General features: G+C 65.7%; 17 protein-coding genes. 7 read left to right on the top strand and 10 right to left on the bottom strand.

From position 1 onward, the window contains the following. The first annotated feature begins 16 nt into the window (after positions 1-16). The 3 genes from AC2S9W_RS18475 to AC2S9W_RS18465 are packed head-to-tail and all read left to right on the top strand — an operon-like array spanning position 17 to position 3040. Entirely contained in the window at positions 17-574 is a 558-nt protein-coding gene (locus AC2S9W_RS18475; RefSeq protein WP_083675133.1) for a DOMON-like domain-containing protein, read from the top strand. After that, a complete protein-coding gene (locus AC2S9W_RS18470) occupies positions 571-1776 on the top strand; it encodes an exo-beta-N-acetylmuramidase NamZ family protein (RefSeq protein WP_076076352.1) in 1206 nt (401 codons plus the stop codon). Before AC2S9W_RS18475 ends, AC2S9W_RS18470 begins: the two co-directional genes overlap by 4 nt. Before the next feature lie 13 nt (positions 1777-1789). Continuing rightward, positions 1790-3040, top strand: coding sequence for a M24 family metallopeptidase (locus AC2S9W_RS18465; RefSeq protein ID WP_199775005.1), 1251 nt, complete (start codon positions 1790-1792; stop codon positions 3038-3040). 6 nt (positions 3041-3046) lie between these two features. On the opposite strand, the gene AC2S9W_RS18460 is transcribed toward AC2S9W_RS18465, so the two are convergent. The 3 genes from AC2S9W_RS18460 to AC2S9W_RS18450 all read right to left on the bottom strand — a co-directional run bounded on the left by AC2S9W_RS18460 (position 3047) and on the right by AC2S9W_RS18450 (position 6058). Next, a complete protein-coding gene (locus AC2S9W_RS18460; protein WP_104959790.1) occupies positions 3047-3919 on the bottom strand; it encodes a DUF817 domain-containing protein in 873 nt (290 codons plus the stop codon). Continuing rightward, positions 3912-4718: a lipid II flippase Amj family protein gene (locus AC2S9W_RS18455; RefSeq protein ID WP_076078043.1), complete on the bottom strand. Its 807-nt coding sequence runs from the start codon at positions 4716-4718 to the stop codon at positions 3912-3914. Before AC2S9W_RS18455 ends, AC2S9W_RS18460 begins: the two co-directional genes overlap by 8 nt. A 161-nt stretch (positions 4719-4879) precedes the next feature. Next, entirely contained in the window at positions 4880-6058 is a 1179-nt protein-coding gene (locus tag AC2S9W_RS18450) for a vWA domain-containing protein (protein WP_067105420.1), read from the bottom strand. 308 nt (positions 6059-6366) lie between these two features. On the opposite strand from AC2S9W_RS18450, the gene AC2S9W_RS18445 reads away from it, so the two are divergent. Continuing rightward, positions 6367-7764, top strand: a complete 1398-nt coding sequence (locus AC2S9W_RS18445) for a methyl-accepting chemotaxis protein (protein WP_076076347.1) — start codon at positions 6367-6369, stop codon at positions 7762-7764. An 83-nt stretch (positions 7765-7847) separates the two neighbouring features. On the opposite strand, the gene AC2S9W_RS18440 is transcribed toward AC2S9W_RS18445, so the two are convergent. From AC2S9W_RS18440 to AC2S9W_RS18410, 7 genes are all read right to left on the bottom strand, one after another. Next, positions 7848-8693 carry an AAA family ATPase gene (locus AC2S9W_RS18440; RefSeq protein ID WP_486571402.1) on the bottom strand — a complete coding sequence of 282 codons (846 nt, stop codon included), beginning with the start codon at positions 8691-8693 and terminating at the stop codon, positions 7848-7850. Positions 8694-8942: 249 nt separating this feature from the next. Then, the gene (locus AC2S9W_RS18435) at positions 8943-9614 is read right to left on the bottom strand and encodes a DUF6975 family protein (RefSeq protein WP_424539960.1); all 672 of its coding nucleotides are present in this window, start codon (positions 9612-9614) and stop codon (positions 8943-8945) included. 257 nt (positions 9615-9871) lie between these two features. Continuing rightward, a complete protein-coding gene (locus AC2S9W_RS18430; protein ID WP_486571401.1) occupies positions 9872-10273 on the bottom strand; it encodes a PspC domain-containing protein in 402 nt (133 codons plus the stop codon). 875 nt (positions 10274-11148) lie between these two features. Continuing rightward, positions 11149-13155, bottom strand: a complete 2007-nt coding sequence (rpoD, locus tag AC2S9W_RS18425) for an RNA polymerase sigma factor RpoD (protein ID WP_067105416.1) — start codon at positions 13153-13155, stop codon at positions 11149-11151. Between the two features lie 30 nt (positions 13156-13185). Then, positions 13186-15069: a DNA primase gene (dnaG, locus tag AC2S9W_RS18420; RefSeq protein WP_486571400.1), complete on the bottom strand. Its 1884-nt coding sequence runs from the start codon at positions 15067-15069 to the stop codon at positions 13186-13188. After that, positions 15069-15428: a GIY-YIG nuclease family protein gene (locus tag AC2S9W_RS18415; protein WP_486571399.1), complete on the bottom strand. Its 360-nt coding sequence runs from the start codon at positions 15426-15428 to the stop codon at positions 15069-15071. The genes dnaG and AC2S9W_RS18415 overlap by 1 nt, the downstream gene beginning before the upstream one ends. A 119-nt stretch (positions 15429-15547) precedes the next feature. Beyond that, positions 15548-16000, bottom strand: a complete 453-nt coding sequence (locus AC2S9W_RS18410) for a GatB/YqeY domain-containing protein (RefSeq protein ID WP_486571398.1) — start codon at positions 15998-16000, stop codon at positions 15548-15550. A 132-nt stretch (positions 16001-16132) separates the two neighbouring features. Between AC2S9W_RS18410 and carA the strand changes: the two genes are divergently transcribed. Genes carA through carB form a run of 3 tightly spaced genes read left to right on the top strand, consistent with a single transcriptional unit; the run spans position 16133 to position 21352 of the window. Then, positions 16133-17317, top strand: coding sequence for a glutamine-hydrolyzing carbamoyl-phosphate synthase small subunit (gene carA, locus AC2S9W_RS18405; protein WP_486571397.1), 1185 nt, complete (start codon positions 16133-16135; stop codon positions 17315-17317). Beyond that, positions 17314-17994 (top strand): hypothetical protein, encoded by a 681-nt coding sequence (locus AC2S9W_RS18400; protein ID WP_486571396.1) that lies wholly within the window; start codon positions 17314-17316, stop codon positions 17992-17994. The genes carA and AC2S9W_RS18400 overlap by 4 nt, the downstream gene beginning before the upstream one ends. 1 nt (position 17995) lies before the next feature. Then, the gene (gene carB / locus AC2S9W_RS18395) at positions 17996-21352 is read left to right on the top strand and encodes a carbamoyl-phosphate synthase large subunit (protein WP_486571395.1); all 3357 of its coding nucleotides are present in this window, start codon (positions 17996-17998) and stop codon (positions 21350-21352) included. Positions 21353-21413 lie beyond the last annotated feature (61 nt).

Below are 21413 nucleotides of genomic sequence, written 5' to 3'. Positions count from 1 at the left end.
GCATGGGGTTTGCGGTTTGGATAGCATCCGGAAGGACCTGATCTGTCATCCCGACACGCCGGCGCGCGCCGCGCGCGCCGTGTGGGTGGAGGTGTCGCTGTCTTTCGACGAAGGCTTCGCGCTGCGCTTCGGGATCGAAGGCGATGTCGACGCGCTGGCGCTGCCGCAGGGCGACGGACAACTCGTCATCGCCGATACCGCGACCGACGGCCTTTGGCAGAGCAGCTGTTTCGAGGCCTTTCTGAGCGAGGAAGGGCAGCCCGACTATACCGAGTTCAACTATGCCCCCGACGGTCGCTGGGCCTGCTATCAGTTCGACGACTATCGCTCGCTGTTCAAATCCGACGACCTGGCCCCCTGGGACATGACGAGCGAGCGGGGGCATGCGCTCTATGCGCTGCGCGTCGAACCCGGCATCTATCCCGAGCGCGGCAGCCGGCTGGGCCTGTCCGCCGTCGTCGAGGAACTGGACGGCACCCGAAGCTATTGGGCGCTCGCGCATCCGCCGGGGAAACCCGACTTCCATCATCCCGATTGCTTTCGCCTGACGCTTGGGGCACCCGAACGGCCATGACCATCCAGTTCGGCATCGACCGCCTGCTCGCCGACCCCCAACTGCGCAGGCCGCTCGAAGGGCGGCGCGTCGCGCTGCTCGCCCATCCTGCCTCGGCGACGGCCGACCTCGTCCACAGCCTCGACGCGCTGGTCGCGGCGGGGGTGACCATCAGCGCGGTGTTCGGGCCGCAGCACGGCGTGCGCGGCGACCTGCAGGACAATATGATGGAGTCGCCCGACTTCACCGATCCGGTCCATGGCGTGCCCTGCTTCAGCCTCTATGGCGAGGTGCGACGACCGACCGGCCAGTCGATGCAGACCTTCGACGTGCTGCTGGTCGACCTGCAGGACCTCGGCTGCCGGATCTACACCTTCATCACGACGCTGCTCTATGTGCTGGAGGCCGCGGCCGCGCACGGCAAGGCCGTCTGGGTGCTCGACCGACCGAACCCGGCGGGCCGCCCGGTCGAGGGCACGCTGCTGCGCAGCGGTTGGGAAAGCTTCGTCGGCGCCGGCCCGATGGCGATGCGGCACGGGCTGACGATGGGCGAGATGGGGCATTGGTTCATCCGCCACTTCGGGCTCGACGTCGATTATCGCGTGATCGGGATGGAGGGCTGGGAACCCGAGGGCCCAGGCTTCGGCTGGCCCGCGGAGCGCGTCTGGATCAACCCCAGCCCCAATGCGCCCAACGTCAATATGGCGCGCGCCTATGCGGGCACGGTGATGGTCGAGGGCGCGACGCTGAGCGAGGGGCGCGGGACGACGCGGCCGCTCGAACTGTTCGGCGCCCCCGACATCGACGCGCGGGCGCTGATCGCCGAGATGCGGCGGCTGGCGCCGCAATGGCTGGGCGGGTGCAAGCTGCGCGATATCTGGTTCCAGCCGACCTTTCACAAGCATGTCGGCGCCCTGTGCGGCGGCGTGCATATCCATGCCGATGGGCCGTGGTACGATCCTGCGGCCTTCCGCCCGTGGCGCGTGCAGGCGCTGGCGTTCAAGGCGATCCGTTCGCTGTGGCCGGACTATCCGATCTGGCGCGGCAAGGATTTCCGATATGAATATACCGACGACGTGCTGGCGATCGACGTGATCAACGGGTCGCCGTTGCTGCGCGAATGGGTCGATGATGCAGGCGCGGCGCCGGGCGACCTCGACGCGCTGACGCTGCCCGACGAGACGGCGTGGCGCGAGGAGATCGCGGGCCTGCTTCTTTACTGAAAGGCGAGGGGGAATGACGATGCAGCGACGGCAATTTCTGGGCACCGCGGCGCTCGGCGGGCTGGCGGCGACCTTGCCCGCCCCTGTCATCGCCGCCGACACGGCGGGCCTTCCCGATCTGGCGGCGAAGGCGGTGCCGATCGGCGCCGAAGAGCGCAAGGCGCGAATCGCCAAGGCGGCCGGACTGCTGCGGGCGCACGACATGGATGCGCTGCTGATCGAGCCGGGATCGAGCCTCATCTATTTCACCGGCGTCGAATGGTGGCGCAGCGAGCGGCTGACCGCCGCCGTGCTGACGCGCGAAGGCGAGGTGGCGATCGTCACCCCCTTCTTCGAGGAGCCGTCGGTGCGCGAGAGCCTAGGCGTCGCGGCCGAGGTGCTGACGTGGAACGAGGACGAGAATCCGCTCGCCGCGGTGGCGAACTGGCTCGGCAAGCGCGGTCTGGCGAAGGGGCGGGTCGGCGTCGAGGAAACGGTGCGCTTCTTCGCGGTCGACGGGCTTCAGAAAGCGATGCCGGACGTTACGGTGGTCAACGGCGCGCCCGTCGTGCGGGGCTGCCGCATGATCAAGTCGGCGGCCGAGATCGCGCTGATGCGACTCGCGTCCGACATCACCATCGCCGCCTATCGCCACACCGCGCCGCGCATCGAGGCGGGGATGACGCCCGCCGACATCGACGCGATCATGGGCGCGGCGACGAAAGCGCTGGGCGGACGCGGCGAGTTCAACCTGATCCTGCTCGGCGAGGCGAGCGCCTATCCGCACGGCAGCGGCAAGCCGCAGGCGGTGCGGCCGGGCGAGGTGGTGCTGATGGACTGCGGCGCGACCGTTCACGGCTATCAGTCCGACATTTCGCGCAGCTTCGTTTTCGGCAAGGCGAGCCCGCACCAGCGGCAGGTGTGGGACCAGATGCGCAAGGGGCAGGACGTCGCTTTTGCCGCCGCGCGGATCGGCGCGCCGGCGGGCGCGGTCGACGATGCGGTGCGCGCCTATTACGAAAGCCTGGGCTATGGACCCGGCTACAAGCTGCCCGGCACCTCGCACCGCACCGGGCACGGCATCGGGCTCGACGGGCACGAGCCGGTCAATCTGGTGCGCGGCGAGACGACACCGCTCGCCGCCGGCATGTGCTTCTCGAACGAGCCGGGCATCTACATCCCCGGCGAGTTCGGCATCCGGCTGGAAGATTGCTTCCACATGACCGAGGGTGGACCGGAATGGTTCAGCGAACCGCCGCCTTCGATCGATAGGCCGTTCGGCTGAACAAGCTCAGGGTGAACGGGTCAGGATGATGGCATCGGGCTTCTTCGGCCGCTGCACCAGACTCACCAGCACGAAGCTGATGATCATCAGCAGGTACCAGCTCCCCAGCTTTTCGACCCCGACCATGTGCCAGCCGTCCTTCTGGCTGGGATAGGTCCAGGCGCGCGCGAAGGTGCCGATATTCTCGGCGAACCAGATGAAGAGCGCGACGAGGCCCCAGCCGACGAGCAGCGGCATGCGGCGATGGACGTGCAGCGGGCGGAACCACACCTGACAGCGCCAGAAGAGCAGTCCGGTCGCCGCGAACAGCAGCCAACGGATGTCGGGCAGCCAATGGTGCGCGAAGAAATTGGCGTAGATCGCCGCGGCGAGCGCCCATGTCGCCCCTGCGGGCGGATAGCGCGTGTAGCGGAAATCGAAGATGCGCCAGACGCGCGCGATATAGCTGCCGACCGCCGCATACATGAAGCCCGAGAAGAGCGGCACCGCGCCGATATGGAGCAGGCTCGCTTCGGGATATTGCCACGAACCGGCGGCGGTCTTGAACAATTCCATTACCGTGCCGACGATGTGGAAGAGCAGGATGACCACGGCCTCGCGCGGCGTTTCGAGCCGGAAGGCGAACATCGAGAGCTGGATCAGCACCGCACCGACGGTGATCGCGTCATAGCGGTGGACCGGCGCGCCTTCGGGCCAGAACAGATGCGTGCCGAGCAGCAGCGCCAGCATCAGGCCGCCGAACAGGCAGGCCCAGCCCTGCTTGAAACCGAAGACGAGAAATTCGAGGAACCAGCCGCGCGGCCCTGGCACGACCGCCATCGCCTCGAGGCGGAGGCGGACCCGGTGGAAACGGCTGTGCGCGCGGCGCGGTTCAGACATGGACGGCGACGAGCGCGATCAGCAGCGCGGCGGGCAGCAACAGCGCCTGTGCCAGCACCGTTCCTGCCAGCCGGCTGAGCGAGATGAGCGCGATGGCGCGGCGGAAGTCGGCCTCTCCGACGCTGCCCTCGACGGCGTCGTCGGTCATCACCGAAAGCTGCGGGTCGATGAAGGCGAAGAGCAGGATCGTCGCGAAACCGTTGATCAGCGCCGACAGTTGCGAGGCCGTGACGCGAAATTCGGGGGCGAGATAGCCGGCATAGAGCGAGGCGACGACGCCGACGGCGAGCAGCGACTGCGCGAGGCAATTGGCGATCAGTACGCCCCAGCCGATCCCCTGCGGCATGTGCCAGCCCTTGAGATGCACAAGGCCCGGAAGGCGAAACGACCGGCGGAGCGTGCGCAGCCCGGCGGGACTGGCGGCCTTGAGCGCGAGCTTTGTCGTCGAGCGGTTGTCCTGATACCAGCCGATCGCCGCGGCGAACAGGCGCTGGCCGGTGGGGACGAGCAGGATGCCGACCAGCGTCGCGATGCTCGCCGCGGCGAGGACGAACTGCATGTCGAGGAAGAGCGGCGCGCCGGTGCCGTCGTGGATGCGCGTCTCGATCCGCTTGGCGAGGAAGGGGCCGAGAAAGCTGTTCGAGGTTCGCGAGAAGAGCAGGAGGATGTTGAACAGCGCGAAGGACATGGCGATCCGCCCCGTCCGCACCCCCGCGATCCGCGCCGCATAGGCGAGCGCGCCGATCAGGTTGATGAAGCCGGTGAGGAGGAGGATGACGATGAGGGGGAGGTCGAGCATGGAGGCGTCCGGGACAGGGACTCAGGGAATCCGTTCGCATCGAGCGAAGTCGAGATGCCCATCGGCAGCGCGCGCCCGCGGGGTGTCTCGACTTCGCTCAACACGAACGGGATTAGGGGATCGGCCCGGCCGCGTCACGGCGAAACCGCTCGGGCGCTCCGTCAATGCTTGCGTGTCAACTCGCGCATCGCATCGTCGAGGCCGGCCAGCGTCAGCGGATACATGCGGTCGTTCATCAGCTGTTTGATCATCTTGATCGACTGGGTGTAGCCCCAGTGCGCCTCGGGCACCGGGTTCAGCCATACCGCGGCGGGATAGACGTTCGTCATCCGCTGCAGCCACACCGCGCCCGCTTCCTCGTTGAAATGTTCGACGCTGCCGCCCGGATGGCTGATTTCATAGGCGCTCATCGACGCGTCGCCGACGAACACCAGCTTGTAGTCATGGCCGTATTTGTGGAGGATGTCCCACATCTGGGTGCGTTCGGACCAGCGGCGCTTGTTGTCCTTCCACACGCCCTCATAGGGGCAGTTGTGGAAATAGAAGAATTCGAGATTCTTGAATTCGCTCGTCGCCGCGCTGAACAATTCCTCGCACAGCTTGATGAACGGGTCCATCGACCCGCCGATGTCGAGGAACAGCAGCAGCTTGACCGCGTTGCGCCGTTCCGGCCGCATCTTGATGTCGAGCCAGCCCTGCCGCGCGGTGCCGTCGATCGTGCCCGGAATGTCGAGTTCGTCCGCCGCGCCCTCGCGCGCGAATTTGCGCAGGCGGCGAAGCGCGATCTTGATGTTGCGGGTGCCGAGTTCCTTGGTGTTGTCGAGATTCTGGAACTCGCGCTTTTCCCAGACCTTCAGCGCGCGCTTGTGCTTGCTCTCGCCGCCGATCCGCACACCTTCCGGGTTGTAGCCCGAATTGCCATAGGGCGATGTGCCGCCGGTGCCGATCCACTTGTTGCCGCCCTGGTGGCGCTTCTGCTGTTCCTCGAGCCGCTTCTTCAGCGTCTCCATGATCTCGTCCCACGAGCCGAGCGACTTGATCGCCTCCATCTCCTCGGGCGTCAGATATTTCTCGGCGACCGCTTTCAGCCAGTCCTCGGGAACGTCGACGGGGGTCTGGCCGTAGTCGGTGAGCAGGCCCTTGAAGACCTTGTTGAACACCTGGTCGAAGCGGTCGAGCAGCCCCTCGTCCTTCACGTAGATGGCGCGCGAGAGATAATAGAATTGCTCGGGGGTGCGGTCGATCACCTCGCGGTCGAGCGCCTCCAGCAGCAACAGATGCTCTTTCAGGCTGGCGGGAATGCCCGCGGCGCGAAGCTCGTCGAGAAAGCCGAAAAACATGAGGCAGGATTATCCTGTCGGGGCGGCGGGCGCAATCACTTTACGTTTACGGAAAGCAAGGGCGGGAGCGGGAGGAAAGCGGCGGAAAATCGCGCAACTTCACGCGCGATGCGCGGCGGTGCGTCGATGGCCGGTCGCTTGAAGCCACAATAGCCCCGCATGTCGGGTGCGAAATCGACTCTTGTGGCTTCAAGGAGGCAGCGGATGTCCGAACCCGATGTTCGCGGTCGTTCCGCTTCCGATCCATTGACGCCGCGTTAACCAATGTCCGGCATGGTCGTGCGATCATTCAGGGACGTGAGTGCGCAATGAAATTCGATCCGATCAATCCGGCCCGGCCGATCCTCGACCAGTCGGTCGCGAGCGATTGCGGCGAGCTGGCCGTCGGATGCAGCGAAGCGGCCGGGCGCATCAAGCGTACCACCGACCAGATGGATCGCCAGATCGCCGAACTGGGCCGGCTCGAACAATATGTCGTCAGCCTCGAGGCCGATCAGCGCCAGATCGCCGATTCGACCGACGAGGCGAAGCTGCTGTCGGCGCGGGCGTGCGAACAGCTCGATGCCGGGGCCGAACGGGTCAATTCGGCGGTGACCGAGTTTCGCGCCGTGATCGACCTCGTCGCGCGGCTCGGCACGCATGTCACCAATTTCGCGGCGGTGATGGAACAGGTCCAGCAGGTCAGCCAGTCGATCGAATCGATCGCCAAGACCACCAACATGCTCGCGCTCAACGCGGCGATCGAGGCCGAGCGCGCGGGCGATGCCGGGCGCACCTTCGCGGTCGTCGCCGCCGAGGTGAAGAAGCTGGCGCAGAACACGCGCGGCGCGACCGACGAGATCCGCCGCTCGATCGGCAGCCTCGCGGCCGAGGCGGGCGGCCTCGTCGCCGAAATCCAGTCGGGGGTCGAACAGTCGAGCCGCGCCGAGGCGCAGTTCGAGACGATCACCGACGCGCTGCACGACGCGACGCATCTCGTCGCGCTGCTCGACGATCAGAGCGACCGTATCGCGCAGTCGAGCGCGATGGTGCATGCCAACGGCGCCAAGGTGCGCGAGGCGCTCGACGGCGTCGTCGCGTCGGTGCGCGAGAATGGCGCGACGCTGGGCGCGACGCGCGATTCGATCCTGACGATGGAGCAGGTGTCGAACCGCATGTTCAACGCGGTGATATCGGCCGGCGTGTCCCCCCGCGATTCCGCGGTGGTCGAACTGGCGGCGCGGGTGCGCGACGAGTTCGTCGCCATCGCCGAACGCGGGCTGGCGACCGGGACGCTGACGATGGAGCAGCTTTTCGACGCCGACTATGTGCGGGTGCCGCATTCCAATCCCGAACGCTTTCGCACGACGCTGAGCGACTGGGCCGACGCCAACTGGCGGCCGCTGTTCGACCGCATCGTCGCCGAGCATCCCGAGGTGAAGATGTCGTCGGCGGGTGACATGAACGGATTTCTGCCGACACACATCAGCGACTGTTCGCGCGCGCCGACCGGCGACCTCGAACATGACACCGCGCATTGCCGCAACGGGCGCATCCTGCTCGACGCGATCGACGCCGCGGCGAAGCGCAGCGACGCGCCCTTCTTCATGGCGGTCTATCGGCAGGAGGGCGACGGCACCAATTATGTGACCGTGCGCAACGTCTATATGCCGGTGGTGATCGGCGGGCGCCGCTGGGGCGACGTCGAGGTCGCGTATCAGCTGTAGATTTCGTCAACCCGGCGAAAGCCGGGGTCCCCACAGGCGCGGCTCCGGAGAGCGAGCGATCCCGGCTTTCGCCGGGATGAGGTTCAGCTACCCTGGCGGCGTGCCATGAAGGCGAGCTTTTCGAACAGCATCACGTCCTGCTCGTTCTTGAGCAGCGCACCGTGCAGCGGTGGGATCGCCTTGCCGACGTCGCGGTTCTGCAGGACCTCCAGCGGCATGTCCTCGGCCAGCAGCAGCTTGAGCCAGTCGATGAGTTCGCTCGTCGACGGCTTTTTCTTGAGGCCCGGCACGTCGCGCACGTCGTAGAAGATGTCCATCGCGCGGCTGACCAGCGTCTTCTGGATGCCGGGAAAGTGGACCTCGACGATCTCCGCCATCGTGTCGCGGTCGGGGAATTTGATGTAGTGGAAGAAGCAGCGGCGCAGGAAGGCGTCGGGCAGTTCCTTCTCGTTGTTCGAGGTGATGACGACGATCGGGCGTTCCCGGGCGGTGATCGTCTCGTCGGTCTCGTAGACGTGGAAGGCCATGCGATCGAGTTCCTGAAGCAGGTCGTTCGGGAATTCGATGTCGGCCTTGTCGATCTCGTCGATCAGCAGCACGGGCAGTTTCGGGGAGGTGAAAGCCTCCCACAATTTGCCCTTGCGGATATAGTTGCGGATGTCGTGGACGCGCTCTTCGCCGAGCTGGCCGTCGCGCAGGCGCGCGACCGCGTCATATTCGTAGAGGCCCTGCTGCGCCTTCGTCGTCGACTTGACGTTCCAGGCGATCAGCGGGGCGTCGAAGGCCTTGGCGATCTCTTCCGCGAGCACGGTCTTGCCGGTGCCCGGCTCGCCCTTCACGAGCAGCGGACGGCGCAGCATTGTCGCGGCGTTGACCGCGATCTTCAGATCCTGGGTCGCGATATAGGCGCTGGTACCTTCGAAACGCATCGGCTCGCTGCCTTTCCCTTAACGTGAACGTCAACTCGCGTTGGGCATAGCGGGGGCGGGGGAGGGGTGCAAGCAGGCACGTCGCCGCCCGGCCATGCGGTGATGTCGTGCGCGGCTGCCAGCGTCCCCAGCCTTTGCAGTGGCGCCGTCATGGGGATGGCTTTGGGTCCTGACCCTAGCGCGGTCCACGCCCGCTCTGGATTGCCGCGCGGCTTCGCCGCTCGCAATGACGAGTCCGGATATCCCGTTTCAGGAATGCGTGCGCGCGGCAGCGCGGGCGGCGAGCAGGTCCCACAGGCCGCTGTGCTGCGCGAGCAGTTGCTGGGCGCCGAAGGTGAGCGCGCGCTCTATCGCCGGGGTCTGGGCGATCGCGCCCGCGAGGCGGGCGGTGCCCGGCAGGTCGGGTAGCGCGCAGCCTGGCGGCGACAGGTCGAGCCGCTGCGCGCTGATGTCGAGGAGGACGCGGATCGTGCGCCAGTCGAGCGCCAGCGCGATCGCGGCACCGACCGCGCAGCCGTGGCGGTCCGATTCGGCGAGCATGTCGAGCGCCTTGCACTGGGCCGCGACCGCAGCCTCGCACTGGTCCTGCCCCGGCGTGCTCGGCACCGGGCCGGCGGCGGCGGCGATCCGCGACAGGAAGGCGCGCTCGTCGGCAAAGGCCTGCGCGGCCTCCTCCATCCAGGCGCGCGAGGCCGGATCGACCGCCTTGCGCGCCGCGCTGTCGACCACCCCGGGATGGCGCCCGTGCAGCAGGCACAGGAAATGGACCGCATCGGCCAGGTTGCGCATCGCGTCGCCGCCCTGGCTGAGGCGGCCGGACCGGACATGCGGATGCGCGCCCGTTCCCTCGTTCGCGACCAGCGAATCGAGCAGTTCGGCAATACCGCGCGTCGGCAGCTTTTGCTGGGGCGACTGGCTCAACGTCTCATCCTCTCTGGGGCGCGATGGTCGGGGTCGCGCCGTTGGATATGCGAAGGCCAGTCCTAGAGCATCGTCGTAAACGTCGCGTTTATGAGGCGCCGGCAAAGTGCCGCGCGCCTGTCCCCGCACGGGACAGAATCAAGGGGACCGGCAGGCAAGGGAACTGCCGGTCCCCAGGGACCGCGGCGCCAGTGGAACGCCGCGGGATCGGGGAAGCGGGGCGGGGCCAGAGAGGGGCGGCCCCGCCCCGCAAGCCCTCAAGCCGCGAGGGCCATCTCTTCGGTCTGCGGCGTGCGCGTTTCCGTTTCCGCCTCTGTCGCCGCGGGCGCGGTCCTGGCGGGGAAGATCAGGCGCGAGGCGAGCACGATGCCTCCCAGCGCGAAATAGGCGGCGAAGGTCTGCACCGGGAAGAAGAAGAGCGGCGCGATGAAGGCGAGCCGCAGGTACAGCGGGTTGAAGCCGAAGTCCTGGCCCACGGCCTCGCAGATGCCGAAGAAGGTATCGCGGCGGCGGAAGAGATTGGTGGTTTCCTGTTCCATCTTGTTCGTCTTTCGTTCTGGCGGTGGGCCGTTCCCCACCCATGTCCGTTCCAAAGCAACGGGCGTGCCAATTCGGGCTTTCTCTCCGTTTTCGGGCGTTTTCGGGCTGATATGCGCCATCCGGTGCCTTTTTCGATGCATCGATTCCCAACGAATGGGAAGGATCACCATTTGATGGGTGCCGAATGAATGGCGAATGAAGCTCGACCTGTCCGGCGGGTCGCTATCTGGGGCGCGAAGATGAAAATTTGAAGACCGTGGCGGCAAAATATTTGTGCGGTGCAGCATAGCGGTAGGGCGAAACTTTATGCAGCGTGGGGGATTCGGGTTTGCCGGACGCTTTCCGCCAATGGCCATCTTAAATGGGTTCGGGAATCGTCCGTTTTCGGCAAGGAAACGTTCCCCGGCGAAAGCCGGGGTCCATGCGTGGTAGCGCTGTGCCACCTGGACCCCGGCTTTCGCCGGGGAACAGGCCCTGATGGAGTATTTTGCGGGGCAGCGAAAAAGTGCAGCCCATGGCTATGGTCTGGGGGGATTCGGCGTTGTGCGCGGTTTCTCCCTTTCGTCACCCTGAACTTGTTTCAGAGCCTGCCCCGGACCCGATCCGGGGGGCCATGGTCTGCCCTCGCCTGAAAGGCGGCACAAAAGGGAAGGTCCGGCCATGGATGCTGAAACGAGTTCAGCATGACGAAGGGATGAGGCAGCGTGCCGGAAGCCGAATCCCCACAGGTCAGCGGCGATCCGGAGCGGGCGGTAACCGCCCCGGGTTGCTTCGCTCCGCTCGCAACGTCGCGAGTGGGGGGCATCCGAATTCGGGTCCGGATCGAGCAGCCGAGTGCTCCCGCGCAGGCGGGGGCCCAGAGCGGATAGCGCCAAGGTGGCGTCGGGCCGCTCTGGGTCCCCGCCTGCGCGGGGACACGAGATGATGTGTCACCCCCTGAAGAGGAGAGGGCTTGGGCGGTTCAGCCCGGGCCCCGCCGCCGGAACGCGCGCGCTTACTGGTCGAGGAAACTGCGCATCTTGCGGCTGCGCGACGGGTGCTTGAGCTTGCGTAGCGCCTTCGCCTCGATCTGGCGGATGCGTTCGCGGGTGACGCTGAACTGCTGGCCGACCTCCTCCAGCGTGTGGTCGGTGTTCATGCCGATGCCGAAGCGCATGCGCAGAACCCGCTCCTCACGCGGGGTCAGCGAAGCCAGGACTCGCGTGACCGTTTCCTTGAGGTTCGACTGCACCGCGGCGTCGACCGGGATCACGGCGTTCTTGTCCTCGATGAAATCGCCGAGGTGCGAATCCTCCTCGTCGCCGATCGGCGTTTCGAGGCTGATCGGCTCCTTGGCGATCTTCATCACCTTGCGGACCTTTTCGAGCGGCATCGACAGCCGTTCGGCCATTTCCTCCGGCGTCGGCTCGCGGCCGCTTTCGTGCAGGAACTGGCGGCTGCACCGCACCAGCTTGTTGATCGTCTCGATCATGTGGACCGGGATGCGGATCGTGCGTGCCTGGTCGGCGATGCTGCGGGTGATCGCCTGGCGGATCCACCAAGTCGCATAAGTGCTGAACTTGTAGCCGCGGCGATATTCGAACTTGTCGACCGCCTTCATCAGCCCGATGTTGCCTTCCTGGATCAGGTCGAGGAACTGCAACCCGCGGTTGGTGTATTTCTTGGCGATCGAGATGACGAGGCGCAGGTTCGCCTCGACCATTTCCTTCTTGGCGATGCGCGCCTCGCGCTCGCCTTTCTGGACCATGTTCACGACGCGGCGGAATTCGACGAGGCTCATCCCCGCCGCCTGCGCGATCTCTGAAATCTCGGTGCGGATGCGATCGACCGCGACCGCCTCATTCTCGGCAAAGGCGGCCCATTTCTTGTCGAGCTTGCCGACCTCGTCGAGCCAATTCTCCTCGAGCTCGCGCCCGACATAATGGTCGAGGAACGACTTGCGCGCCACCTTGTGGCGTTCGGCCAGGCGCAGCATCTGGCCGCCGAGCGCGGTCAGGCGCCGGTTGTAGCTGTAGAGCTGGTCGACCAGATATTCGATCTTGGTGCCGTGGAACTGCACGCTTTCGACCTGCGCGGTCAGTTCCTCGCGCAGCTTGTGATATTTCTTCTCCGACGCCGCGGGGAAGTCGCCGGCCGCCGACAGTGCGTCGAGCCGCGCTTCCTGCAGCTTCTGAAACGCCTTGAAGCTCTTGGTGATCGCCGCGAACTTTTCGAGTGCGTCGGGCTTGAGCAATTCTTCCATCGCGGCGAGGCTCAGCGTATTGTCCTCGTCGTCGTCGTCGTAATTCTCGCGCTTCTTGGCCGCGCCGCCCTCTTCGTCGTCGCCGTCGGCCTCGGGCTCCTCCTCGACCTCGTCCTCGTCCTTGAACGAGACGCCGGCGTTCTTCTCGCTGATCTCGCCGTCGACCTCTTCCTCGTCCTCGAGATTCTCGGGCGCGGGATCCTTGGTCAGCATCGCTTCGAGGTCGACGATCTCGCGAAGCTGCATGTCGCCGTTGTTGAGCGCGTTCGACCATTCGATGATCGCGTTGAAGGTCAGCGGGCTTTCGCACAGGCCGAGGATCATCGTGTCGCGGCCCGCCTCGATGCGCTTGGCGATCGCGATCTCGCCCTCGCGGCTCAGCAGTTCGACGGCGCCCATCTCGCGCAGGTACATGCGCACGGGGTCGTCGGTGCGGTCGACCGTTTCCTTCTTCTTCTCGACCGCGGGCGCGGACACCGAACCCGAATTGGCGGCGACGTCGATGTCGTCGTCGGCCTCCTGCTCGGCTTCCTCCTGCACGTCCTCGTCGCTTTCGACGATGTTGATGCCCATGTCGGAGATCGCCGACATGATGTCCTCGATCTGCTCGGACGACATCTGGTCCTGCGGCAGCGCCTCGTTGAGCTCGTCGTAGGTCAGGTAACCGCGCTTCTTGCCGCGCGCGATCAGCTTCTTGACGTCGGCCTCGTTGAGGTCGATCAGCGGAGCGTCGGTTTCGGCGGTATTCTTCGTTGCCATGCGTTGTTCCTGCCTTGGGGCATCAAATGGTCAGAGCTGGCTGCTGTCGGACAGCGCGGCCAGCCTGCGGGTCAGTTCCTCGTCCATCGCGCGCAGTTTCTGCTGCCGCGCCAGGCCTTCGTCGTCCATCGTCCGCTGGAAATCCGCGGTCGCCTCGGCCAGCCGGGCACGGATTTCGGGCTGCGTCACCAGCACGCCGATATATTCGTCAAGGTCGCGCAGCGCGGTTTCCCGCGCCTTGGCAACCCCTTCATCGCCTTCCAGCCGTCGATTGAACGAGAAGTGCATTCGGTCGGCTCTGAGCAATGCCATCGCCCTATTATACACTTTCATCGGCTCCAATATGGCAAGCAACCCCTCGGTATCAAGCCCTTCTTCGCGCATCGCGATGTCAAGCATCAGGCCGAGCAGTTCGGCGTCGGCGGAATCGGGCACCGGGAGTCGCGCCAGCGCCTCCTCGTGGCGGCGCAACACCTCGGGATAGCGCAGCAATCCGCCGATCAGCGCCGCCGCGAGCGGGGCGGCGATTCCCGCCTGTCCGATCGACCGCGTCTCGTCGGCGGGCGGCTGCAGCCGCGGGTCGGGCTGAAAGCGCCGCCCGCCGCCGCGCTGCCCCTGCGGCGCCCACGGGACGCGCGGGCCGCGTTCGGCCCGCGCGCGCGCGAACAGCGTGTCGAGCCGCTCGCGAAAGGCTTCGCGATAATGGTGGCGCACGTCGGGGTCCTGGATCGCGTCGGCGTGGGCCAGCAGCCGCGTTTTCAGCGCGGCGCGCTCCTCGGGTGTGTTCAGCGGTGCCGCCGCGACCTCGTACGTCCACAGCCGTTCGACGAGCGGCTGGGCGTCGTCGAGCACGCCGGCGAAGCCTTCGGCGCCCTTCGCGCGGACGAGGTCGTCGGGGTCCTGCCCGGCGGGCAGGGTCGCGAAGGCGAGGCTGAAGCCCGGACGGAGCAGCGGCAGTGCGCGCGTCGCAGCGCGCATCGCCGCCTTCTGCCCCGCCGCGTCGCCGTCGAAGCAGAGCAGCGGCACCGGCACCATTCGCCACAGCAGGCCGAGCTGGCTTTCGGTGAGCGCGGTGCCGAGCGGCGCGACCGCGTCGGCGATCCCCGCCTCTGCGAGCGCGATCACGTCCATATAGCCCTCGACGACGATGACGCGGTCGGTGCGGCGCGATGCCGGGCTCGCCTTGTCGAGGTTGAACAGGGTGCGCCCCTTGTCGAACAGCGGCGTGTCGGGCGAGTTCAGATATTTGGGCTCACCGTCGCCCAGGATGCGCCCGCCGAACGCGATTACGCGGCCGCGCGCGTCGCGGATCGGGATCATCAGGCGGCCGCGGAAACGGTCGTAAGGCTCTTTCTCTTCGACCGAGATCAGCATCCCCGATTCGACGAGCATCGCGGTCGGGAATTTCTTCAGCGCTTCCTTCAGCGCGCTGCGGCTGTCGGAGGCGAGGCCGAAGCCGAAGGCGTCGCGGGTCGCGTCCGAAATGCCGCGCTTTGCTAGATAATCGCGCGCCGGGGCGCCGTTGCCGCTGGCGAGCTGCTGCGCGAACCAGTCGGCGGCGGCCTGCACGACGTCGCGCAGGCTGGCCTGCGCCTCGGCCTTCTTCGCGGCGCGCGGGTCGGGGGCGGGAACCTCCATGCCCGCTTCGGCGGCGAGTTCCTTGACCGCGTCCATGAACGACAGGCCGCGCTGGTCGGTCATCCAGCGGATAGCGTCGCCGTGCGCGCCGCAGCCGAAGCAGTGATAGAAGCCCTTTTCGTCGTTGATTGTGAAGCTGGGCGTCTTTTCGTTATGGAAAGGGCAGCAGGCCTTATACTCGCGCCCCGCGCGCGTGATCTTCACCGTCCGTCCGATCAGCGTGGACAGCGTGACGCGCGAGCGCAGTTCGTCGAGCCATTGCGGGGTGAGGGCCATCAGGACAGACCCTCGGATTCATTGCCGTTCGTGTCTCGACTTCGCTCGACACGAACGGAAGAGGGGGCGGCGGAGCGCTCTTTGGGCGGCTTGGCGAAATGGCTGATGGCTGCCCAATCCTCGCGGATCAGCGCCTCCTTCTTGGCGCGTGACCATTTCTTGACCCGCAACTCAGCTTCCAGGGCCTCTGTCCGCGTCGGGAAGTCCTGCGACCACATCAGCCGAACCGGCAATCGTGACGACGTAAAGCCTTCGATCTCCCCCGACTGGTGCTGCGCGATCCGGCGCTCCAGCTCATCCGTATGCCCGGTATAGTATCGCCCATCGGCACAAAGCAGGATGTAGGACCAGAACGCCATTCCCGCTCTCTACCCGTTCGTGTCGAGCGAAGTCGAGACACCCCGAAGGCGTGCGCAATAGATGGGTGTCTCGACTTCGCTCGACACGAACGGAAGAAGGAAGACGGTTTTATCCGCTATCAGCCCAGCGCCGCCTTCACCCAACCGCTCGCCTTGCTCATGTCGAGCTGGCTGCCGTGCCGGTCCTTCACCGCGGCCATGACCTTGCCCATGTCCTTGACGCTCGTCGCGCCGAGTTCGGCGACGATCGCCGCGATCGCGGCCCTGGCTTCGTCTTCGCCCAGCTGCGCGGGAAGGAAATCCTCGATCACCGCGACCTCGGCCGCTTCGGCGTCGGCGAGTTCCTGGCGGCCGCCCTGTTCGTACATCACGATCGATTCGCGCCGCTGCTTGACCATCTTCTGCAACACGTCGACGACCAGCACGTCGTCGTCGGCCGGCGGGGTGCCGGTGCGAAGCTCGATGTCGCGGTCCTTGATCTTGGCCAGCATCAGCCGGATGGTGCCCAGACGCGCCTTGTCGCCGGCCTTCATCGCGGCAACCTGCGCAGCCTTGATGTCCTCGCGAATCATTGCGTGTCCTCTTGCGCTGCCATTTCGGAAAGGAGAACCCTTAGCGGGAAGATTCATAATCCGATAGCTTGTGAATCACTTTTTTGGCGCATAGGTGATCGGCCGTTTAGCCTTCCCACCGGAGCATGCTCGATGGCACCAGCCACCCCGTCCGCCGCGCCTGAAGTCGCGCCCGCAAAACAGCCTGCCGGCGCCACTGGCGTGCTCGTCCTCGCCGACGGCACGCTGCTGTGGGGCATCGGTTATGGCGCCGCCGGGGCGGCGGTGGGCGAAGTCTGCTTCAACACCGCGATGACGGGGTATCAGGAGATACTGACCGACCCGAGCTATGCCGGGCAGATCGTTACCTTCACCTTCCCGCACATCGGCAACGTCGGCGCGAACCCGGAGGATATGGAGCGCGGCGTGCATGGCGCGGTGGGCTGCATCACGCGCGAACTGCCGACGGCGCCCAGCAATTTCCGCAGCGTCCAGACGCTGCCCGAATGGATGGCCGATCAGGGCGTGATCGGGCTGGCGGGGATCGACACCCGCGCGCTGACCCGCCGCATCCGCGACGCGGGGGCGCCGAACGGCGTGATCGCGCACAGCCCCGACGGCCGGTTCGACATCGACGAGCTGCTCGCCATGGCGCGGGGGTGGCCGGGGCTGGAAGGCCTCGATCTGGCGAAGGGCGTCAGCCGCGCGGACACGGGCGACTGGACCGGCGGCGCGTGGGCGCTGGGACAGGGCTATGCGAGCGCCGGGGGCGATGCGCGCCCGCATGTCGTCGCGATCGATTATGGCGCGAAGGACAATATCTTCCGCAACCTGGTGAAGGCCGGCGCGCGCGTCACCGTGGTTCCCGCGACCGCGACGCTGGACGAGGTGCTGAGCCACAAGCCCGACGGCGTGTTCCTGTCGAACGGCCCCGGCGACCCCGCGGCGACGGGGGAATATGCGGTGCCGGTGATCCGCGGGCTGCTCGACCGCGACATTCCGCTGTTCGGCATCTGCCTCGGCCACCAGATGCTGGGCATCGCGGTCGGTGCCAGGACGGTGAAGATGCACCAGGGCCACCGCGGCGCGAACCATCCGGTGCAGCGCGCGGAAGACGGCGTGGTCGAGATCACCAGCATGAACCACGGCTTCGCGGTCGACGCCGCGACGCTTCCCGCGGGCGTGGTCGAGACGCACAAGAGCCTGTTCGACGGATCGAACTGCGGCATCGCGATCACGGGCAAGCAGGCGTTCAGCGTCCAATATCACCCCGAGGCGAGCCCGGGGCCGCAGGACAGCTTCTATCTGTTCGAGAAGTTTGTGGGTAGGTTGAAGTGATTGCTGAAGATCAGATTACATTCTTGATTATTCTAAATGAAGGAGATTTGGAAAGCCTTCATGGAATTGCTCATTATTACAGAAAGCATTTTGGGCTAAGCTCAGAGGCCAAAATTGAAGACTTGCAATCCTCTATATATCGGTTGGAACGAGAAGATGTCATCTGCCAATTTGACATAGAGGCGGATGGAGACTTGGACTCTGCGATCTATGATCATAGCGAGCACGGCGACATCAAATTCAACGACATGACCATCATCGGCTTGGACGAAAAGTTTTGCCTCGGCCGTCGGGCTATCGACTACGCATTTGAGAATCGCGATGCACTCTGTGAAAAGGCCATTGATCATGGCTTCACCAAAGCCGCTGCTGTTCTGACCGATTTGCCAATCGATAGCGCGGGGTGGACAGGGCTCGATGCCAATTTTCAATTGAACGAAGAGATTAAGCTCAAATTGCTGAAAATGCTCACTGAGGCCGAAAAGACTTTGTCTAGTTCAGCGTCCAATGATCGCGACGTTGGCCAAGGATTGGCATTTGTTCGATCGGCAAAAATTTTATGCGAGGCGCCCGATCCTCCAAAACGAGACATATGGACGATGATCAATCGAGCATCTTCGATTCTGTCCATTGCCTCCGTTTTTACGCCGATACTCGCGCTATTTGGAAAACAATAAGATGCCCAAAAGAACCGACATAAAATCCATCCTCGTCATCGGCGCCGGCCCGATCGTCATCGGTCAGGCGTGCGAGTTCGACTATTCGGGGACGCAGGCGATCAAGGCGCTGAAGGAGGAGGGCTATCGCATCGTCCTCGTCAACTCCAACCCGGCGACGATCATGACCGATCCCGAACTGGCCGATGCGACCTATGTCGAGCCGATCACGCCCGAGATCGTCGCCAAGATCATCGAAAAGGAGACCGCCGAGTTTCCTGGGGGGTGGGCGGTGCTGCCGACGATGGGCGGACAGACCGCGCTCAACACCGCGCTCGCGCTCGCGCAGGACGGCACGCTCGAAAAGTTCGGGGTCGAGATGATCGGCGCCGACGCCGAGGCGATCGACAAGGCCGAGGACCGGCTGAAGTTCCGCGATGCGATGGACAAGATCGGCCTCGAAAGCGCGCGCAGCGGCATCGCGCACACGATGGAAGAGGCGTTCGCGGTGCTCGAACGCACCGGCCTGCCCGCGATCATCCGCCCGTCCTTCACGCTCGGCGGCACCGGCGGCGGCATCGCCTATAACCGCGAGGAGTTCGAGGGCATCGTTCGCGGCGGCCTGATCGCATCCCCCACCACCGAGGTCCTGATCGAGGAATCGCTCCTCGGCTGGAAGGAGTTCGAGATGGAGGTGGTGCGCGATCGCAAGGACAATTGCATCATCATCTGCTCGATCGAGAATGTCGATCCGATGGGCGTGCATACCGGCGACAGCATCACCGTCGCGCCCGCGCTGACGCTGACCGACAAGGAATATCAGATCATGCGCAACGCGAGCATCGCGGTGCTGCGCGAGATCGGGGTCGAGACGGGCGGGTCGAACGTGCAGTTCGCGGTCAACCCGAAGGACGGCCGCCTGATCGTGATCGAGATGAACCCGCGCGTGTCGCGCAGTTCCGCGCTGGCGTCGAAGGCGACGGGCTTCCCGATCGCCAAGGTCGCGGCGAAGCTGGCGGTCGGCTATACGCTCGACGAGATCATGAACGACATCACCGGCGTCACGCCCGCGTCGTTCGAACCGACCATCGACTATGTCGTCACCAAGATTCCGCGCTTCGCCTTCGAGAAGTTCAAGGGCGCCGAGGCGACGCTGTCAACCGCGATGAAGTCGGTGGGCGAGGTGATGGCGATCGGCCGCACGATCCACGAAAGCCTGCAAAAGGCGCTGCGCGGGCTGGAAACCGGGCTGTCGGGCTTCAACTTCGTCGACCGGCTGGTTGGTGCGAGCGCGGAGCAGTTGAAGATCGAACTGGCGAAGCCGACCCCCGACCGGTTGCTCGTCGCCGCGCAGGCGATCCGCGAGGGGCTACCGCTCGCCGAGATCAACCGCATCGCGGGCTATGACATGTGGTTCCTCGACCGCATCGCTGAGATCGTCGCGGCCGAGAAGGCCGTGGTTGCGGACGGCCTGCCGCGCGATGCCGAAGGACTGCGGCGGCTGAAGGCGATGGGCTTTTCGGACAAGAGGCTCGCCTATCTGGCGCTCCAGTCGGCGAATCTCCAGCCCGGAGCGGGCCATGCCGCGGCGCTCGGTAGCGGCCTGATCCACGAGGCGGTGAAAGCGATGACCGGCGGCGTCACCGAGGCCGAGGTGCGCGCGCTGCGTCACCGGCTGGGCGTGCGCCCGGTGTTCAAGACCATCGACACCTGCGCCGCGGAGTTCGAGGCGCAGACGCCCTATCTCTATTCGACCTACGAAGCGCCGACCTTCGGCGCGCCCGAGAATGAGGCCAATCCGAGCGACCGGAAAAAGATCGTCATCCTGGGCGGCGGCCCGAACCGGATCGGGCAGGGGATCGAGTTCGACTATTGCTGCTGCCACGCCTGCTTCGCGCTGGAAGATGCGGGCTATGAGACGATCATGGTCAACTGCAACCCGGAGACGGTGTCGACCGACTACGACACGTCGGACCGCCTCTATTTCGAGCCGCTGACCGCCGAGGACGTGCTCGAAATCCTGCACGTCGAGCAGTCGAAGGGCACCCTCATCGGCGTGATCGTCCAGTTCGGGGGACAGACTCCGCTCAAGCTCGCGCAGGCGCTGGAGGAAGCGGGCATCCCGATCCTGGGAACCTCACCCGACGCAATCGATCTGGCCGAGGACCGCGAGCGCTTCGCGGCGCTCGTCAACAAGCTCGGCCTCAAGCAGCCCGCCAACGGCATCGCGCGCAGCCGCGAGGAGGCCATCGCGGTCGCGGCGCGTATCGGGTACCCGGTGTTGACGCGCCCGAGCTATGTTCTCGGCGGGCGGGCGATGGAGATCGTCGACGACCAGGAACAGCTCGAAAATTATATCGAGACCGCGGTGCAGGTATCGGGCGATTCGCCGGTGCTGATCGACCGCTATCTGCGCGACGCGATCGAGGTCGACGTCGACGCGCTGTGCGACGGCACCGATGTCGTGGTCGCGGGCGTGCTCCAGCATATCGAGGAAGCGGGCGTCCATTCGGGCGACAGCGCCTGCTCGATCCCGCCCTACAGCCTGTCCGCCGACATCGTCGCCGAGATCGAGCGGCAGGCCGACGCGCTGGCGCGCGCGCTGAACGTGCGCGGGCTGATGAACATCCAGTTCGCGGTGCAGGCCGATCCCGGATCGCCCGCCGGGGCCAGCGTCTATCTGATCGAGGTCAACCCGCGCGCCAGCCGCACCGTGCCGTTCGTCGCCAAGGCGGTGGGATCGCCGATCGCCAAGATCGCGGCGCGCGTGATGGCGGGCGAGAAGCTGGCCGACCTGCCGAAGATCAACCGCGACATCGCGCATGTCGCGGTGAAGGAAGCGGTCTTCCCCTTCGCGCGTTTCCCCGGCACCGATCCGGTCCTGTCGCCGGAGATGAAGTCCACCGGCGAAGTCATGGGAATCGATAGCGATTTCAACCTAGCCTTTGCCAAGGCGCAGCTCGGCGCGGGCGACAGCCTGCCGACCGAGGGCCGTCTGTTCGTGTCGGTCAAGGACAGCGACAAGCCGCGGGTCGTCGGTGCGGTGAAGCAACTCGCCGACTGGGGGTGGCAGGTGATCGCGACCGGCGGCACCGCCGACTATCTGGCCGAGCAGGGCATCGCGATCGAGCGCGTCAACAAGGTGGCCGAGGGGCGTCCGCATATCGTCGACCGGATCAAGGACGGCGACGTCCAGCTCATTTTCAACACCACCGAGGGATGGCAGAGCCTGCAGGATTCGCAGTCGATCCGCGCCTCGGCGCTCGCGGCGGACGTCGCCTATTACACGACGGCGGCGGGAAGCGATGCCGCGACCCACGCCATCGGCGCGCTGCGCGCGCGCAGTCTTGAAGTAAAGCCGCTTCAGGACTATTATTGACGCACCGCTTCACCCCCCGACATTGACGGAAACAGCGGCTCAGCCGCCCGACGCCCGGTTC

This window comes from Sphingopyxis sp. 550B (genome assembly GCF_057401805.1).
This window is presented reverse-complemented; position numbering and strand designations above follow the sequence as displayed.

Coding starts and splice junctions, on each gene's coding strand:
- carB (WP_486571395.1), top strand. CDS start 17,996: ATGCCCAAAAGAACCGACATAAAATCCATCCTCGTCATCGGCGCCGGC.
- dnaG (WP_486571400.1), bottom strand. CDS start 15,069: ATGGCCCTCACCCCGCAATGGCTCGACGAACTGCGCTCGCGCGTCACG.
- AC2S9W_RS18455 (WP_076078043.1), bottom strand. CDS start 4,718: ATGCTCGACCTCCCCCTCATCGTCATCCTCCTCCTCACCGGCTTCATC.
- AC2S9W_RS18445 (WP_076076347.1), top strand. CDS start 6,367: ATGAAATTCGATCCGATCAATCCGGCCCGGCCGATCCTCGACCAGTCG.
- AC2S9W_RS18410 (WP_486571398.1), bottom strand. CDS start 16,000: ATGATTCGCGAGGACATCAAGGCTGCGCAGGTTGCCGCGATGAAGGCC.
- AC2S9W_RS18460 (WP_104959790.1), bottom strand. CDS start 3,919: ATGTCTGAACCGCGCCGCGCGCACAGCCGTTTCCACCGGGTCCGCCTC.
- AC2S9W_RS18440 (WP_486571402.1), bottom strand. CDS start 8,693: ATGCGTTTCGAAGGTACCAGCGCCTATATCGCGACCCAGGATCTGAAG.
- AC2S9W_RS18465 (WP_199775005.1), top strand. CDS start 1,790: ATGACGATGCAGCGACGGCAATTTCTGGGCACCGCGGCGCTCGGCGGG.
- AC2S9W_RS18450 (WP_067105420.1), bottom strand. CDS start 6,058: ATGTTTTTCGGCTTTCTCGACGAGCTTCGCGCCGCGGGCATTCCCGCC.
- carA (WP_486571397.1), top strand. CDS start 16,133: ATGGCACCAGCCACCCCGTCCGCCGCGCCTGAAGTCGCGCCCGCAAAA.
- AC2S9W_RS18430 (WP_486571401.1), bottom strand. CDS start 10,273: ATGGCGCATATCAGCCCGAAAACGCCCGAAAACGGAGAGAAAGCCCGA.
- rpoD (WP_067105416.1), bottom strand. CDS start 13,155: ATGGCAACGAAGAATACCGCCGAAACCGACGCTCCGCTGATCGACCTC.
- AC2S9W_RS18470 (WP_076076352.1), top strand. CDS start 571: ATGACCATCCAGTTCGGCATCGACCGCCTGCTCGCCGACCCCCAACTG.
- AC2S9W_RS18415 (WP_486571399.1), bottom strand. CDS start 15,428: ATGGCGTTCTGGTCCTACATCCTGCTTTGTGCCGATGGGCGATACTAT.